Annotated in this window: 9 protein-coding genes; 1 reads left to right on the top strand and 8 read right to left on the bottom strand. The window is 59.4% G+C overall.

Features of this window, described 5'->3' with window-relative positions; genetic code table 11:
* Positions 1–41 precede the first annotated feature (41 nt).
* From eno to rlmD, 5 genes are all read right to left on the bottom strand, one after another.
* The gene (eno, locus tag ABLX76_RS03805) at positions 42–1,340 is read right to left on the bottom strand and encodes a phosphopyruvate hydratase (protein WP_002915213.1); all 1,299 of its coding nucleotides are present in this window, start codon (positions 1,338–1,340) and stop codon (positions 42–44) included.
* Positions 1,341–1,421: 81 nt separating this feature from the next.
* Positions 1,422–3,059 carry a glutamine hydrolyzing CTP synthase gene (pyrG, locus tag ABLX76_RS03800; RefSeq protein ID WP_023290827.1) on the bottom strand — a complete coding sequence of 546 codons (1,638 nt, stop codon included), beginning with the start codon at positions 3,057–3,059 and terminating at the stop codon, positions 1,422–1,424.
* 280 nt (positions 3,060–3,339) lie between these two features.
* Positions 3,340–4,131 (bottom strand): nucleoside triphosphate pyrophosphohydrolase, encoded by a 792-nt coding sequence (gene mazG / locus ABLX76_RS03795; RefSeq protein ID WP_032453910.1) that lies wholly within the window; start codon positions 4,129–4,131, stop codon positions 3,340–3,342.
* A 111-nt stretch (positions 4,132–4,242) separates the two neighbouring features.
* Positions 4,243–6,480: a GTP diphosphokinase gene (gene relA / locus ABLX76_RS03790; protein ID WP_023290829.1), complete on the bottom strand. Its 2,238-nt coding sequence runs from the start codon at positions 6,478–6,480 to the stop codon at positions 4,243–4,245.
* A 121-nt stretch (positions 6,481–6,601) separates the two neighbouring features.
* Positions 6,602–7,906 (bottom strand): 23S rRNA (uracil(1939)-C(5))-methyltransferase RlmD, encoded by a 1,305-nt coding sequence (rlmD, locus tag ABLX76_RS03785; RefSeq protein WP_023290830.1) that lies wholly within the window; start codon positions 7,904–7,906, stop codon positions 6,602–6,604.
* A gap of 112 nt (positions 7,907–8,018) precedes the next feature.
* On the opposite strand from rlmD, the gene barA reads away from it, so the two are divergent.
* Positions 8,019–10,769 (top strand): two-component sensor histidine kinase BarA, encoded by a 2,751-nt coding sequence (gene barA, locus ABLX76_RS03780; protein ID WP_065882018.1) that lies wholly within the window; start codon positions 8,019–8,021, stop codon positions 10,767–10,769.
* Positions 10,770–11,098: 329 nt separating this feature from the next.
* On the opposite strand, the gene ABLX76_RS03775 is transcribed toward barA, so the two are convergent.
* From ABLX76_RS03775 to ABLX76_RS03765, 3 genes are all read right to left on the bottom strand, one after another.
* Positions 11,099–12,238 (bottom strand): glycerate kinase, encoded by a 1,140-nt coding sequence (locus ABLX76_RS03775; protein ID WP_348874010.1) that lies wholly within the window; start codon positions 12,236–12,238, stop codon positions 11,099–11,101.
* Positions 12,239–12,310: 72 nt separating this feature from the next.
* Positions 12,311–13,651 (bottom strand): glucarate dehydratase, encoded by a 1,341-nt coding sequence (gene gudD / locus ABLX76_RS03770; protein WP_004205567.1) that lies wholly within the window; start codon positions 13,649–13,651, stop codon positions 12,311–12,313.
* Between the two features lie 18 nt (positions 13,652–13,669).
* Positions 13,670–15,010, bottom strand: coding sequence for an enolase C-terminal domain-like protein (locus ABLX76_RS03765; RefSeq protein WP_023290834.1), 1,341 nt, complete (start codon positions 15,008–15,010; stop codon positions 13,670–13,672).
* Between the last annotated feature and the right edge of the window lie 2 nt (positions 15,011–15,012).

Raw genomic sequence — 15,012 nt, 5'->3', positions numbered from 1 at the left:
GCCAGCCCGAAGGCTGGCATGGTTATTTCACAAAGACAGGATTAAGCCTGGCCTTTGATCTCTTTACGACCGTTGAACGGCGCTTGCTCACCCAGCGCTTCTTCGATACGAATCAGCTGGTTGTATTTAGCAACGCGGTCAGAACGGCTCATAGAACCAGTTTTGATCTGGCCTGCAGCGGTACCCACAGCCAGATCGGCAATGGTCGCGTCTTCAGTTTCGCCAGAACGGTGAGAGATGACAGCGGTGTAGCCAGCGTCTTTCGCCATCTTGATAGCCGCCAGAGTTTCGGTCAGAGAACCGATCTGGTTGAATTTGATCAGGATGGAGTTAGCGATGCCTTTTTCGATGCCTTCTTTCAGGATCTTGGTGTTGGTTACGAACAGGTCGTCACCAACCAGCTGGATTTTGTCGCCCAGTACTTTGGTCTGGTAAGCGAAACCTTCCCAGTCAGATTCGTCCAGGCCATCTTCGATGGAGACGATCGGGTACTGTTTGGTCAGCTCTTCCAGGAAGTGAGTGAACTCTTCAGAGGTGAACGCTTTGTTGCCTTCGCCGGCCAGAACGTATTTACCGTCTTTGTAGAATTCAGACGCTGCGCAGTCCATCGCCAGGGTGATGTCTTTGCCCAGCTCGTAGCCTGCAGCTTTAACCGCTTCAGCGATAACAGCCAGCGCTTCGGCGTTGGAACCCAGGTTCGGCGCGTAGCCGCCTTCGTCACCAACGGCAGTGTTCATGCCTTTGGACTTCAGCACTTTCGCCAGGTGATGGAACACTTCAGAACCCATGCGTACTGCTTCTTTCAGGGTCGGCGCGCCAACCGGCTGAATCATGAATTCCTGGATGTCGACGTTGTTGTCAGCGTGCTCACCGCCGTTGATGATGTTCATCATCGGAACCGGCATGGAGTATTTGCCCGGAGTGCCGTTCAGTTCAGCGATGTGCGCGTACAGCGGCAGGCCTTTGGAGGCAGCTGCTGCTTTGGCGTTCGCCAGAGAAACGGCCAGGATTGCGTTCGCACCGAAGTTAGATTTGTTTTCAGTACCGTCCAGGTCGATCATGATCTTGTCGATGCCAGCCTGATCTTTGGCATCTTTGCCCAGGATTGCCTGAGCGATCGGGCCGTTTACCGCAGCAACAGCTTTGGTTACGCCTTTACCCAGGAAACGGGATTTGTCGCCATCGCGCAGTTCCAGCGCTTCGCGGGAACCAGTAGAAGCACCTGACGGAGCAGCTGCCATACCGACGAAACCACCTTCCAGGTGTACTTCGGCTTCAACAGTCGGGTTACCACGGGAGTCGATGATTTCACGACCGATGACTTTAACGATTTTGGACATTAGGTTTTCCTCAGTACAAGTTAAACTAAAACTCCAGACAAACAATGCACCCGAATGGGTGCATTGCCGTTCTAACTCTTTTTACTTCGCCTGGCGTTTCTGGTACTCGCTGGCGGCTTTCACAAAGCCGGCAAACAGCGGGTGTCCATCACGCGGCGTCGAAGTAAACTCCGGGTGGAACTGGCAGGCCACAAACCACGGATGGTTCGGCACTTCGATGATCTCGACCAACTGATCATCCCCGGAACGGCCCGCAACGCGCAGACCGGCAGCTTCAATCGGTTTCAACAACATGTTGTTGACTTCGTAGCGGTGACGATGGCGCTCGGTGATGGTCGGCTCGCCGTACAGCTGGCGTACCAGAGAATCATCATCCAGCTGGCACTGCTGCGCGCCCAGGCGCATGGTGCCGCCCAGATCGCTCTTCTCGGAGCGGACTTCGACGTTGCCATCTTCGTCACGCCATTCGGTAATCAGGGCCACAACCGGGTATTTACAGTCTGGCACAAATTCCGTCGAGTTGGCGTTTTCCATACCCGCTACGTTGCGCGCGAACTCAATCAGCGCAACCTGCATACCCAGGCAAATGCCCAGATAAGGAATATTGTTCTCACGCGCATAGCGCGCGGTGGCGATCTTACCTTCCACACCGCGGTAGCCGAAGCCGCCCGGGATAAGGATAGCATCTAAATCCTTGAGGATTTCGACGCCGCGCGTTTCCACATCCTGCGAATCGATCAGCTTGATGTTGACGGTAACGCGGTTTTTCAGACCACCGTGTTTCAGCGCTTCAATCACCGACTTGTAGGCGTCCGGCAGCTCAATGTACTTACCGACCATACCGATGGTGACTTCGCCTGCCGGATTGGCTTCTTCATAGATTACCTGTTCCCATTCGGCCAGGTTTGCTTCCGGACAAGTTAAGCTGAATCGTTTACAAATATAATCGTCCAGCCCCTGAGATTTCAACAGGCCTGGAATTTTATAAATGGAATCGACGTCTTTCAGAGAAATAACAGCCTTTTCCGGAACGTTACAGAACAAAGCAATTTTCGCCCGTTCGTTGGCCGGAACAGCGCGATCGGAGCGGCAGATCAGGATGTCAGGCTGAATACCGATAGAGAGCAGCTCTTTCACGGAGTGCTGAGTCGGTTTGGTTTTGACTTCGCCCGCGGCGGCCATGTACGGCACCAGAGTCAGGTGCATAAACAGGGTATGCTCGCGGCCAATCTCTACCGCCATCTGACGAATGGCTTCGAGGAACGGCAGGGATTCGATATCGCCGACGGTACCGCCGATCTCCACCAGCACCACGTCATGGCCTTCGCCGCCCGCCAGCACACGCTCTTTGATAGCGTTGGTGATGTGCGGGATAACCTGAACGGTCGCGCCCAGGTAGTCGCCACGGCGCTCTTTGCGCAGCACGTCAGAGTAGATACGGCCGGTGGTGAAGTTGTTGCGGCGAGTCATCTTGGTACGGATGAAACGCTCGTAGTGGCCCAGGTCCAGATCGGTTTCTGCGCCGTCTTCAGTAACGAACACTTCCCCATGCTGGATTGGGCTCATGGTGCCCGGATCGACGTTGATATACGGATCCAGTTTCATGATGGTCACGTTGAGACCACGGGCTTCAAGAATGGCTGCCAGGGAGGCTGCGGCAATGCCTTTACCCAGAGAGGATACGACCCCGCCGGTCACAAAAATATAGTTCGTTGTCATGCTGAACCTGAGAAGTTAGGGTAAAACGATGGAATAACCAGGACGGGAAAGTAGTATACCCGAACATGCGTGACGCCACAAACTTTCATTCTTCCCCTCCCCTTCGTTCTTCAAGTTGCACCTGTGTTGCGACCCGAACAACTCGAAGAGGCAGGCTACATGGTGTTTCAACGACATAACGGAAAGAGAAAATAGACGCTTTTGGCGAAATGTTTTTGACGTAAATCAAGCGCTTGTTATTTATAAAATCACACAAATCGCGCTTGATCACGAAAACTCGTTAGAGATCAGTTTCCTGGCGTTTTACCTGTTGCCATACTTCTTCCATGGTATCGAGGTCGACGCCGGTCATTTCCAGGCCGCGGGCCGCGACAATGCGCTCGACTTCGCGGAAGCGGCGCTCGAATTTGAGGTTCGCCTTCTGCAGCGCCACCTCGGCTTTGACCCCTAAATGGCGGGATAAATTCACCGTGGCGAACAGCAGATCGCCCACTTCCTCTTCCAGTTTCGCTTCATCCACAACCGCCTGCTGCGCTTCATGCATCACTTCATCAATTTCTTCATGCACCTTGTCGAGCACCGGGCCCAGCGAGGTCCAGTCAAAACCGACCGCCGAGCAGCGACGCTGGATTTTATGCGCGCGCATCAGCGCCGGCAGGCTATGCGGAATGTCGTCCAGCGCTGAGTGCTGGGCTTTTTCCGCCCGCTCCGCGCTTTTGATCTGCTCCCAGCGGGCCAGGACTTCGCTGCTGTTTCCCGCGGTGGCATCAGCGAAGATATGGGGATGGCGGCGCTCCAGCTTGTCGCTGATGGCGGCGCAGATATCGTCAAAGTTAAAACGTCCCTCTTCCTGCGCCATCTGCGCATAGAACACCACCTGGAACAGCAGATCGCCCAGCTCACCGCGCAGGTCGTCAAAATCCTCTCGCGAAATGGCGTCCAGCACTTCATAGGTTTCTTCGAGGGTATAGGGGGCGATGGTGGCAAAGGTCTGCTCTTTATCCCACGGGCAGCCGTTTTCCGGGTCGCGCAGGCGGCGCATGATGCCGAGCAAGCGGTCGATTTGGGTCATGTGACAATCCTGGAAATGTAAAAAATAGTCGGCCGGATAAGGCGTTTCGACCTTATCCGACGTGGCGAAATTGCCGGATGGCGGCTTCGCCTTATCCGGCCTGGAGACGAATTAACCGCCGTGCAGACGGCGCGCGTCAATGACATCGGGCACCTGGTTCAGCTTACCGAGCACCCGGCCCAGCACCTGCAGGTTGTAAATCTCGATGGTCATATCGATGGTGGCCAGCTGCTGACGGGTATCGCTGCGGCTGGCAACCCCCAGCACGTTCACCTTCTCATTGGCGAGGATGGTGGTGATATCGCGCAGTAACCCGCTGCGATCGTTCGCCTCCACCCTGACCACCAGCGAATATCCGGCCGAGTAGCTTTCGCCCCATACCGCATCGACGATGCGCTCCGGGGCATGCGACTGCAGTTCAGCGAGCTGATCGCAGTCGGCGCGATGCACGGAAATCCCGCGTCCCTGGGTGATAAAGCCGACGATCTCATCGCCCGGGATCGGCTGGCAGCAGCGGGCAATATGGTGCATCAGATTGCCAACCCCTTCCACCACCACCCGGCCATTGTCCTTGGTGCGGTTCTGCGGAGCATAGGTTTTCTGCTGCAACTGCTTCAGCGCTGCCGCATCCTGCTCGGCGGCGCTCGGTTTATTGAACTGCGCCTGCAGGAAGTTGACCATCTGGTTGAGACGGATATCGCCGCCGCCGATGGCCGCCAGCAGTTCATCGAGCTCGTTGAAGTTGTAGCGCGGCAGCAGGTGCTTTTCCGCATCCTTCAGGCTGATGCCCAGATGCTCCAGCTCGTCGTCAAGGATCTGTCGGCCGGCAAGAATGTTCTTGTCGCGGTCCTGCTTACGGAACCAGGCGTGAATTTTGGAGCGTCCGCGGCTGGTGGTGACATAGCCGAGGTTAGGGTTGAGCCAGTCGCGGCTCGGGTTCGGCTGCTTCTGGGTAATGATTTCGATCTGATCGCCCATCTGCAGCTGATAGGTGAACGGCACGATGCGGCCGCCAATTTTGGCGCCGATGCAGCGATGACCGACGTCGCTGTGGATATGGTAGGCAAAATCGAGCGGCGTCGACCCCGCCGGCAGGTCCACCACGTCGCCTTTCGGCGTAAAGACATACACCCGGTCGTCAAAGACCTGGCTGCGCACTTCGTCGAGCATTTCGCCGGAGTCGGCCATCTCTTCCTGCCAGGCAATCAGCTTGCGCAGCCAGGCGATACGGTCCTCATAGCCGCGGCCGCCGCTGGTCCCCGCTCCCGCGCCCTCTTTGTACTTCCAGTGCGCGGCCACGCCCAGCTCGGCGTCTTCATGCATCTGCCGGGTGCGGATTTGAATCTCCACGGTCTTGCCGCTCGGCCCCAGCACCACGGTATGGATAGACTGGTAGCCGTTGGGTTTCGGGTTGGCCACATAGTCATCGAACTCATCCGGCAGGTGACGGTAGTGGGTATGAACGATCCCCAGCGCGGCATAACAATCCTGCAACCGCTCGGCCACGATGCGCACCGCGCGTACGTCAAACAGCTCGTCAAAGGCGAGGTGTTTTTTCTGCATTTTGCGCCAGATGCTGTAGATATGCTTCGGCCGACCATAGACCTCGGCCTTGACCCCTTCGGCTTTCATTTCTGCCCGCAGGTGGCCGACGAACTCGTCGATATAATGCTCGCGGTCGATACGGCGTTCGTGGAGCAGTTTGGCAATGCGCTTGTACTCTGCCGGGTGCAGGTAGCGGAAGCAGTAATCTTCCAGCTCCCACTTCAGCTGGCCGATACCTAAGCGGTTAGCCAGGGGAGCATAGATATTGGTGCACTCTTTCGCCGCCAGCACCCGCTCATCTTCCGGCGCGTCCTTGACCTCGCGCAGATGCGCGATACGTTCGGCAAGCTTGATAACCACGCAGCGGAAATCGTCAACCATCGCCAGCAGCATGCGGCGAATGTTATCCACCTGCTCGGAAGATACCGAGTCGGTATGAGTGGCTTTCAGCTGACGGATGGCGGCCATGTCCCGTACCCCGTGAATCAGGGTCACGACCGATTTACCCACGCTTTCCTGCATGACCTCTTCGCTGACGACTTCGCCATCGGCCAGCGGGAACAGCAGCGCCGCGCGCAGAGTATCGATATCCATACTCAGGGTGGAGAGGATCTCCACCATTTCGACGCCCCGCCACAGCAGCAGGTCCGCCAGCGGGTGTCCTTGCGTTTTTTCGCGACAATAATCCCAGGTTTCGGCTAAGCGCTCACACGACTGCTGGCTGGAAATCCCCAGACTCGCGATCCATTTCTTCGGGTCAAATTCACCAGCTTTATTAAGATGTGCACTTCTTACCGCAACCATTGTCCTCTCCTTAAGGGACCGGCCTGCCGAAGTCGGCAAGCCTCAACTTTCTACATGTCATCCTGCAGGTCGCGTCAGCATTGATGGCCGGGGCGGCTCTTCTGCGACGTTGTGAATGACCTTATGTAAGCCTGCGCTCAAACAACACCATTGATTCCAGATGACCGGTATGCGGGAACATATCCAGCATCGCCAGGCGTTGAATCTGATATCCAGCCTGCAACAGGGTTTCGCTGTCTCGCGCCAGCGTCGCCGGGTTGCAGGAAACATACACCACCCGCCGCGGCGCCAGTTTTATAATATGCGGCATCACGCCCGGCGCGCCGGCGCGAGCCGGGTCCAGCAGCACTTTATCAAAGCCATGCTTCGCCCAGGCCTGGCGGGTGACGTCCTCTTCCAGATTTTCATGGAAGAAGGTGACATTTGATAAACCATTGAGGGCGGCGTTTTCCCGCCCCTTCTCCACCAGCGCCGGCACCCCTTCCACCCCAACCACGTGGGCGGCGCGAGTCGCCAGCGGCAGGGTAAAATTGCCCATCCCGCAGAACAGATCCAGCACCCGGTCCTCCGGCTGCAGATCCAGCCACGCCAGCGCGGTACGCACCATCTGCTGATTCACGCCGTCGTTGACCTGGATAAAATCCCGCGGACTGAACACTAAGCGTAGTCCGTCTGAGGTATACCATGGCGCTTCGCCGTGAATATGTTCCAGTATCTCGCTTTGCGGCGCGAGGTACAGGGAAAGACCGTGAGTTTGCGAAAAACGTTCCAGTTTTTCCCGGTCAGCCGCCGGCAGCGCAGCGGTATGACGCAGCACCATCAGTGGGCCGTTGTCCGCCAGCACCAGCTCGACGTGGCCAAGATGGCGTAATGCGCTCAGCGCGCTTAAGCACTCGCGCACGGCGGGCAGCAGCGCCTCAAGTTGGGGCACCAAAACAGGGCACTGCACCACATCGACGATCGCTTTATCGCTGGCCTGACGAAAACCCATCTGCAATTGTTGGGTCTTTGGCTGATAATTCAAGCTTAAGCGCGCGCGCCGGCGATAGCCCCACGGCTCGCCGGCGATGATCTCATCCACCTCGCGCTTCATCAGGCGCGCCAGCGCGGCGCGTTTACTTTGCTGCTGAAGCGTGATGCTGGCATGCTGCTGTTGGCAGCCGCCGCAAACGCCAAAATGGGGGCAGCGCGGCGCCTGGCGCTGCGGGCTGTCGGTCAGACGGCGTTTCACCTGGGCGCGGGCGTACTGCTTTTTGTCTTCCACCAGCACCACCTCTGCCTGCTCCTGCGGCAGCACGCCGCCGACGAACAGCGCTTTCCCCTGGTGGCGGGCCACGCCCTGGCCAAAGGGATCGAGGTCGTTGACTGTAACGGTTATGATCTGGCGCGTCGTCACACGCCGTTTTGCAGAGTAGAATTGCGCCATCGTAGAGAGTTGTCTCAATCAAATAAAACGAGCTCGTTCAGAGCGGCAGCGCCGCGAGGCGCACCGACGCGCACCGAACGATGATGTCTATATTCTCCCATAATGGAACCGCATGACCAACTACAGCCTGCGTGCTCGCATGATGATTCTGATTCTGGCGCCAACCGTCCTGATAGGGCTGTTGCTCAGTGTTTTCTTTGTCGCTCACCGTTATAACGACCTGCAACGTCAGCTGGAGGACGCCGGCACCAGCATTATTGAGCCGCTGGCGGTCTCCAGCGAATATGGCATGAATCTGCAAAACCGCGAATCTATCGGCCAGTTGATCAGCGTTCTGCATCGTCGCCACTCGGAGATCGTGCGGGCCATCTCGGTGTACGATTCGCATAACCGCTTGTTTGTCACCTCCAATTACCAGCTCAACCCCAGCGACCTGCAGATCCCGAAAGGCGAAGCGTTTCCCCGTCGTCTCAGCGTCATCCGCGACGGCGACATGATGATCCTGCGCACGCCGATCGTCTCGGAAAGTTATTCGCCGGATGAATCCCCGGAATCCGATGCCAAAATGCCGGGCAATATGCTGGGCTACGTCGCGCTGGAGCTGGATCTGAAATCGGTGCGCCTCCAGCAGTACAAAGAGATTTTTATCTCCAGCGTGATGATGCTGTTCTGCATCGGCATCGCGCTGATCTTCGGCTGGCGCCTGATGCGCGACGTCACCGGCCCTATCCGCAATATGGTCAACACCGTCGACCGCATCCGCCGCGGACAGCTGGACAGCCGCGTCGAGGGCTTTATGCTCGGCGAACTGGATATGCTGAAAAACGGCATTAACTCTATGGCCATGTCGCTGGCGGCGTACCATGAGGAGATGCAGCACAACGTCGACCAGGCGACCTCCGATCTGCGGGAAACCCTTGAGCAGATGGAGATTCAGAACGTCGAACTGGACCTGGCGAAAAAGCGCGCCCAGGAGGCGGCGCGCATTAAGTCTGAATTCCTGGCCAATATGTCCCACGAACTGCGCACCCCGCTCAATGGGGTGATCGGCTTTACTCGTCTGACGTTGAAAACCGATCTCAACGCCACGCAGCGCGACCACCTGACCACCATCGAACGCTCGGCCAATAATCTGTTGGCGATCATCAACGACGTGCTCGACTTTTCCAAGCTGGAAGCCGGGAAGCTGATCCTGGAGAGCATTCCGTTCCTGCTGCGCACCTCGCTTGATGAGGTGGTCACCCTGCTGGCGCATTCCGCGCACGATAAAGGGCTGGAGCTGACGCTGAACATTAAGAACAACGTGCCGGATAACGTCATCGGCGACCCGCTGCGTCTGCAGCAGATTGTGACCAACCTCGTAGGCAACGCCATCAAATTTACCGAGCACGGTAATATCGATGTGCTGGTGGAGCAGCGGGCCATCAGTAATTCGCGGGTGCAGATCGAAATTCAGATCCACGATACCGGCATCGGCATCCCCGAGCGCGACCAGTCCCGGCTGTTCCAGGCCTTCCGTCAGGCCGATGCCAGTATTTCACGCCGCCACGGCGGCACCGGGCTCGGGCTGGTGATCACCCAGCGTCTGGTTAAGGAGATGGGCGGCGATATCTCGTTCCACAGTCAGCCAAACCGCGGCTCCACCTTCTGGTTCCATATCAGCCTCGATCTCAACCCGAACGCCATTCCGGATACGCTGAATACCGACGGGCTGGCGGGCAAGCGTCTGGCCTATGTGGAAGCCAACGCGACGGCGGCGCAGTGCACGCTGGAGATGCTGGCCGCCACGCCGCTGGAGGTGATTTACAGCCCCACCTTCTCTTCGCTGGCGGAAGCCCAGTACGACATTCTGCTGGTCGGTATTCCGGTCTCAATGCGCGATTTGTCGCCGCATCGGGAAAAATTAGCCAAAGCCTGCGCGATGTCAGATAACGTACTGCTGGCTCTGCCATGTCATGCCCAGGTCAGCGCCGAAGCCCTGAAGCGCGATGGCATCGCCGCCTGTCTGTTGAAACCGCTCACCACCACCCGTCTGCTGCCGGCGCTGGTGGCCACCCATCATGCGACGGCCTCCGCGCCGTTGACCCAGGCCGACAGCCATAAGCTGCCGATGACCGTGATGGCCGTCGACGACAACCCGGCAAACCTGAAGCTCATTGGCGCCCTGCTGGATGATCTTGTGCAGCAGGTGATCCTCTGCGACAGCGGCCAGCAGGCAGTGGACAAGGCCAAGCAACTGCAGATGGATCTGATCCTGATGGATATTCAGATGCCGGATATGGACGGCATCCGCGCCTGTGAGCTTATCCATCATTTGCCGCATCACCAGCAAACGCCGGTTATCGCCGTCACCGCGCACGCCCTGGAGGGCCAGCGCGAGAAGCTACTGAGCGCCGGCATGAACGACTATCTGGCGAAGCCGATCGAAGAAGAGAAACTGCACGCCCTGCTGCTGCGCTATCAGCCTGGCGTACACAGCATCGCCCCGGCGGCGATACCGCCCGCAGAGCCGGTCATCGACCATAACCAGACGCTCGACTGGCAGCTGGCGCTGCGTCAGGCGGCGATGAAGCCAGATCTGGCGAGGGAGATGCTGCAGATGCTGATCGCTTTTATGCCGGAGGTGCGTAACAAAGTGGAAGAGCAACTGGTCGGCGAGCAGCCGGAAGGGCTGGTGGATCTGATCCACAAACTGCACGGCAGCTGCAGCTACAGCGGCGTGCCGCGGCTGAAAAAGCTCTGCCACACTCTGGAGAGCCAGCTGCGCGCAGGCACAGCCGCCGAGGATCTGGAGCCGGAGCTGCTTGAGCTGTTGGATGAGATGGATAACGTGGCGCGCGAAGCCTGCCGGATGGGGGGCTAAAACCACAGGGCTTCCCGGCCTGCACCCGGCTCGCCAGGCATCGCGCCGCCGGGCAAGGAGAGCGGGCACGGAGCCGCTTTTGTGCCGGGCGGCGGCGACGCCTTGCCCGGCCTACGGTTCCTTCACCCGGCTCGCCAGGCATCGCGCCGCCGGGTAAGGAGAGCGGGCACGGAGCCGCTTTTATGCCGGGCGGCGGCGACGCTTGCCCGGCCTACGGTCCGTGCGGCCTGCCGTTAATTTACCCGCTTGCGCTGCGGAAACTGCCGGTGCTGGCGACTTCAACATCGCTTAGACATTCCCGGGAGGCCGCGCCAGCCGGGATACCTCCATTACAGCTTACCGCCCATCTGCAAAACCGCGGCGACGTTTCGCGCCGTCATCCGCAGATTGGCGGCGGCACTGGCCAGCGCTTCATCCAGCGTGCAGATGGTGTACAACACGCTGAATACCGCATCCAGCCCGTGCTGATGCACGACGCCGACATCGGCGGTAAGGCTGCCGGCAATCCCGATCACCGGTATGTTAAATCGCTTCGCCACCCGGGCCACTCCCACCGGCACCTTGCCGTGGATAGTCTGACTGTCGATACGTCCTTCGCCGGTGATCACTAAATCAGCATCCGCCACCCGCTCCGCCAGCTGCAGCGCATCGGTGACAATCTCAATGCCCGGGCGCAGTTGAGCGCCACAAAACGCATACAGCGCCGCGCCCATCCCGCCTGCCGCGCCGCCGCCTTCCAGGCTCAGCACGTCGCAATCTAAATCACGGGCGATGATCCGGGCATAGTGCCGCAGGCCGCTGTCAAGCCGGTCGATCATCTGCGCCGTCGCCCCTTTTTGTGGGCCGAATACCGCGCTGGCGCCCTGCGGGCCGGTCAACGGGTTGGTGACATCGCAGGCCACGTCAATCCGACAATCTGCCAGCCGTGGATCAAGCTCGCCAAGATCGATGCGCGCCAGCGTCTCCAGCGCGCCGCCCCCTGGCGCGATTTGCTGACCGTCGGCGGTCAGCAGTTTCGCCCCCAGCGCCTGCGCCATGCCGGCGCCGCCGTCATTGGTCGCGCTGCCGCCAATGCCAATAATGATCTGCCGCACGCCAGCGTCCAGCGCATGGCGAATCAGCTCCCCGGTGCCCCAGGAGGTGGTCAGCAGCGGGTTACGCTGCGCCGGGGGAACGCTTTCCAGCCCGCTGGCAGCCGCCATTTCGATAAAGGCGCACTGGCGATCGCCGGACAGCCCATAAAATGCCTCTACCGGCTCCCCCAGCGGCCCGGTCACCGTCAGCGGCACCTGATGCCCGCCGGTCGCCGCCACCATGGCTTCCACCGTCCCTTCCCCACCGTCGGCAACCGGCAGCCTGACATATTCCGCGTCAGGATAAATCTCGCGAAAGCCTTGCTCTATCGCACTGGCTACTTCCAGCGCGGTCAGGCTCTCCTTCCAGGAATCCGGTGCGATCACTATTTTCATCTGCAGTCCTTACTTTGAGCTAACCCCTGTCGCTATCGCGCAATGCCGGCCCCCGCAGAGGCCAGCGGCCTTTTAGCGCACCATGCATGGACGCTTGTTATCAAAGGTCCAGCCCGGGATCAGGTACTGCATCGCCATCGCATCGTCGCGGGCGCCAAGGCCATGTTTCTTATATAGCTCATTTGCCTGCATGACGCGGTCCATATCCAGCTCAACCCCCAGACCCGGCGTGCTCGGCACCTGCACCATTCCGCCTTTAATTTCAAACGGTTGTTTGGTCAGACGCTGGTTGCCCTCCTGCCAGATCCAGTGGGTATCGATAGCGGTGATCTTGCCCGGCGCCGCAGCCGCGACGTGAGTGAACATCGCCAGCGACACGTCGAAGTGGTTATTGGAGTGCGAACCCCAGGTCAGGCCGAACTCATGACACATCTGCGCCACGCGAACCGACCCCTGCATGGTCCAGAAGTGCGGGTCCGCCAGCGGGATATCCACCGACTGCAGGGAGAGCGTATGGCCCATCTGCCGCCAGTCGGTGGCGATCATATTGGTGGCGGTCGGCAGGCCCGTCGCGCGACGGAACTCCGCCATCACTTCACGGCCGGAGAAGCCCTGCTCAGCGCCGCACGGATCCTCAGCATAGGCCAACACGCCCTTCAGCTGCTTGCCAATCTGAATGGCTTCTTCAAGCAGCCAGGCGCCGTTTGGATCGAGGGTCACGCGGGCATTCGGGAAGCGCTTCGCCAGGGCGCTGATCGCTTCAGCTTCTTCAAAACCGGCCAGTACGCCGCCCTTCAGCTTAAAGTCATTGAAACCATATTTTTCATAGGCCGCTTCCGCAAGGCGGACCACCGCATCTGGCGTCATTGCCTCTTCATGGCGCAGGCGATACCACTCGCACTGTTCATCCGGCTGGCTCTGATAGGCCAGCGGCGTGGCGTGGCGGTTACCGATAAAGAACAGGTAGCCCAGCATTTCAACTTCGCTGCGCTGTTGCCCATCGCCGAGCAGCGAGGCGACGTTGACCCCAAGGTGCTGGCCCAGCAGGTCCAGCAGCGCCGCTTCGATCCCGGTCACCACGTGGATGGTGGTGCGCAGGTCAAAGGTCTGCAGGCCGCGGCCGCCGGCGTCACGGTCGGCGAACTGATTGCGCACCGCGCCGAGCACGTTTTTATACTCGCCCAGCGTTTTGCCCACCACCAGCGGAATGGCATCCTCCAGAGTCTGGCGAATTTTTTCGCCCCCCGGAATTTCACCGACGCCGGTATGGCCGGCGTTATCTTTAATAATCACGATATTGCGGGTGAAGTACGGGGCGTGGGCCCCGCTCAGATTCATCAGCATACTGTCATGGCCGGCAACCGGGATCACCTGCATGGTGGTGACAACGGGCGTGGAAGAGAAAGTCGTCATAGCATCATCCTTTTGTAATTAGTGGCGGCCGAAAACAGGACGTTTGCGGTCGAATGTCCAGCCGGGGATCAGGTACTGCATCGGGCCCGCGTCGTTGCGCGCGCCGCCCGGCAGCGCTTTATAAGCCTCATGGGCTCTGCGCACCTGCTCCCAGTCAAGTTCCACGCCGAGTCCCGGCGCGTCTGGCACGGCAATCTTGCCGTTAATAATCTGCAGCGGATTTTTGGTCAGGCGCGCGTCGCCTTCCTGCCAGATCCAGTGGGTGTCGATGGCGGTGGGATGACCCGGCGCGGCGGCGCCGACGTGGGTAAACATCGCCAGGGAAATATCAAAATGGTTGTTGGAATGGCAGCCCCAGGTAAGCCCCCAGTCGTCGCACAGCTGCGCCACTCGTACCGCGCCGGAGAGCGTCCAGAAGTGCGGGTCCGCCAGCGGAATATCGACGGCGTTGAGCATCACCGCATGACCCATCTCGCGCCAGTTGGTGGCGATCATATTGGTGGCGACCGGCAGACCGGTGGCGCGGCGGAACTCGGCCATCACCTCCCGGCCGGAGAAGCCCTGCTCGGCGCCGCACGGATCTTCGGCGTAGGTCAGAACATCCTGCAGCCCTTTGCACAGGGCGATCGCCTCATCCAGCAGCCAGGCGCCGTTAGGATCGACGGTGATGCGCGCGTCCGGAAAGCGCTTTTTCAGCGCCCGGGCGGTGTCAATTTCCTGCTCGCCGGGCAGCACGCCGCCCTTCAGCTTAAAGTCTTTGAAACCGTAGCGATCCTGAGCGGCTTCCGCCAGGCGCACCACCGCTTCGCTGCTCAGCGCCTGCTGGTGGCGCAGGCGATACCATTCGTGATCGCCCGGCGTATGGTCCAGATAACCCAGGTCGGTTTTCTGCCGATCGCCGATATAGAACAGGTAGCCCAGCACGGTGACGGCATCACGCTGCTTACCCGGGCCCAGCAGCTCGCAGACCGGCACATTGAGCACCTTGCCGAGCAGGTCGAGCAGCGCGGCCTCCAGCGCCGCTACCGCGTTGACTTTCAGTTCGAAGGTCCACGCCCCTTTGCCAAAGGTGTCGAAATCCGCTGCCTGATTGCCTTTATGCACCTGCTGCACCACGCGATTGAGACGGGCGACCTCCTGACCTACCACCTGCGGGATCGCCGCCAGCAGCGTCTGGTAGATGACCTCTCCGCCAGGGGCTTCTCCCACGCCGGTGTTGCCGGCGTTATCGGTCAATACCACGATATTGCGGGTAAACCAGGCGTTATGCGCCCCACCGATGTTCAGCAGCATGCTGTCGTGTCCGGCCACCGGAATGACCTTCATCTCTGTAATAATCGGGCTGGATTGAGTAGTCATGA

The sequence above is a fragment of the Klebsiella sp. JB_Kp004 genome, from assembly GCF_040065795.1.
GTDB classification, from domain to species: domain Bacteria; phylum Pseudomonadota; class Gammaproteobacteria; order Enterobacterales; family Enterobacteriaceae; genus Klebsiella; species Klebsiella quasipneumoniae.
This window is presented reverse-complemented; position numbering and strand designations above follow the sequence as displayed.

Excerpts from the sequence above, each read along its gene's own strand:
- eno (WP_002915213.1), bottom strand. The coding sequence starts at position 1,340 with ATGTCCAAAATCGTTAAAGTCATCGGTCGTGAAATCATCGACTCCCGT.
- pyrG (WP_023290827.1), bottom strand. The coding sequence starts at position 3,059 with ATGACAACGAACTATATTTTTGTGACCGGCGGGGTCGTATCCTCTCTG.
- mazG (WP_032453910.1), bottom strand. The coding sequence starts at position 4,131 with ATGACCCAAATCGACCGCTTGCTCGGCATCATGCGCCGCCTGCGCGAC.
- relA (WP_023290829.1), bottom strand. The coding sequence starts at position 6,480 with ATGGTTGCGGTAAGAAGTGCACATCTTAATAAAGCTGGTGAATTTGAC.
- rlmD (WP_023290830.1), bottom strand. The coding sequence starts at position 7,906 with ATGGCGCAATTCTACTCTGCAAAACGGCGTGTGACGACGCGCCAGATC.
- barA (WP_065882018.1), top strand. The coding sequence starts at position 8,019 with ATGACCAACTACAGCCTGCGTGCTCGCATGATGATTCTGATTCTGGCG.
- ABLX76_RS03775 (WP_348874010.1), bottom strand. The coding sequence starts at position 12,238 with ATGAAAATAGTGATCGCACCGGATTCCTGGAAGGAGAGCCTGACCGCG.
- gudD (WP_004205567.1), bottom strand. The coding sequence starts at position 13,651 with ATGACGACTTTCTCTTCCACGCCCGTTGTCACCACCATGCAGGTGATC.
- ABLX76_RS03765 (WP_023290834.1), bottom strand. The coding sequence starts at position 15,010 with ATGACTACTCAATCCAGCCCGATTATTACAGAGATGAAGGTCATTCCG.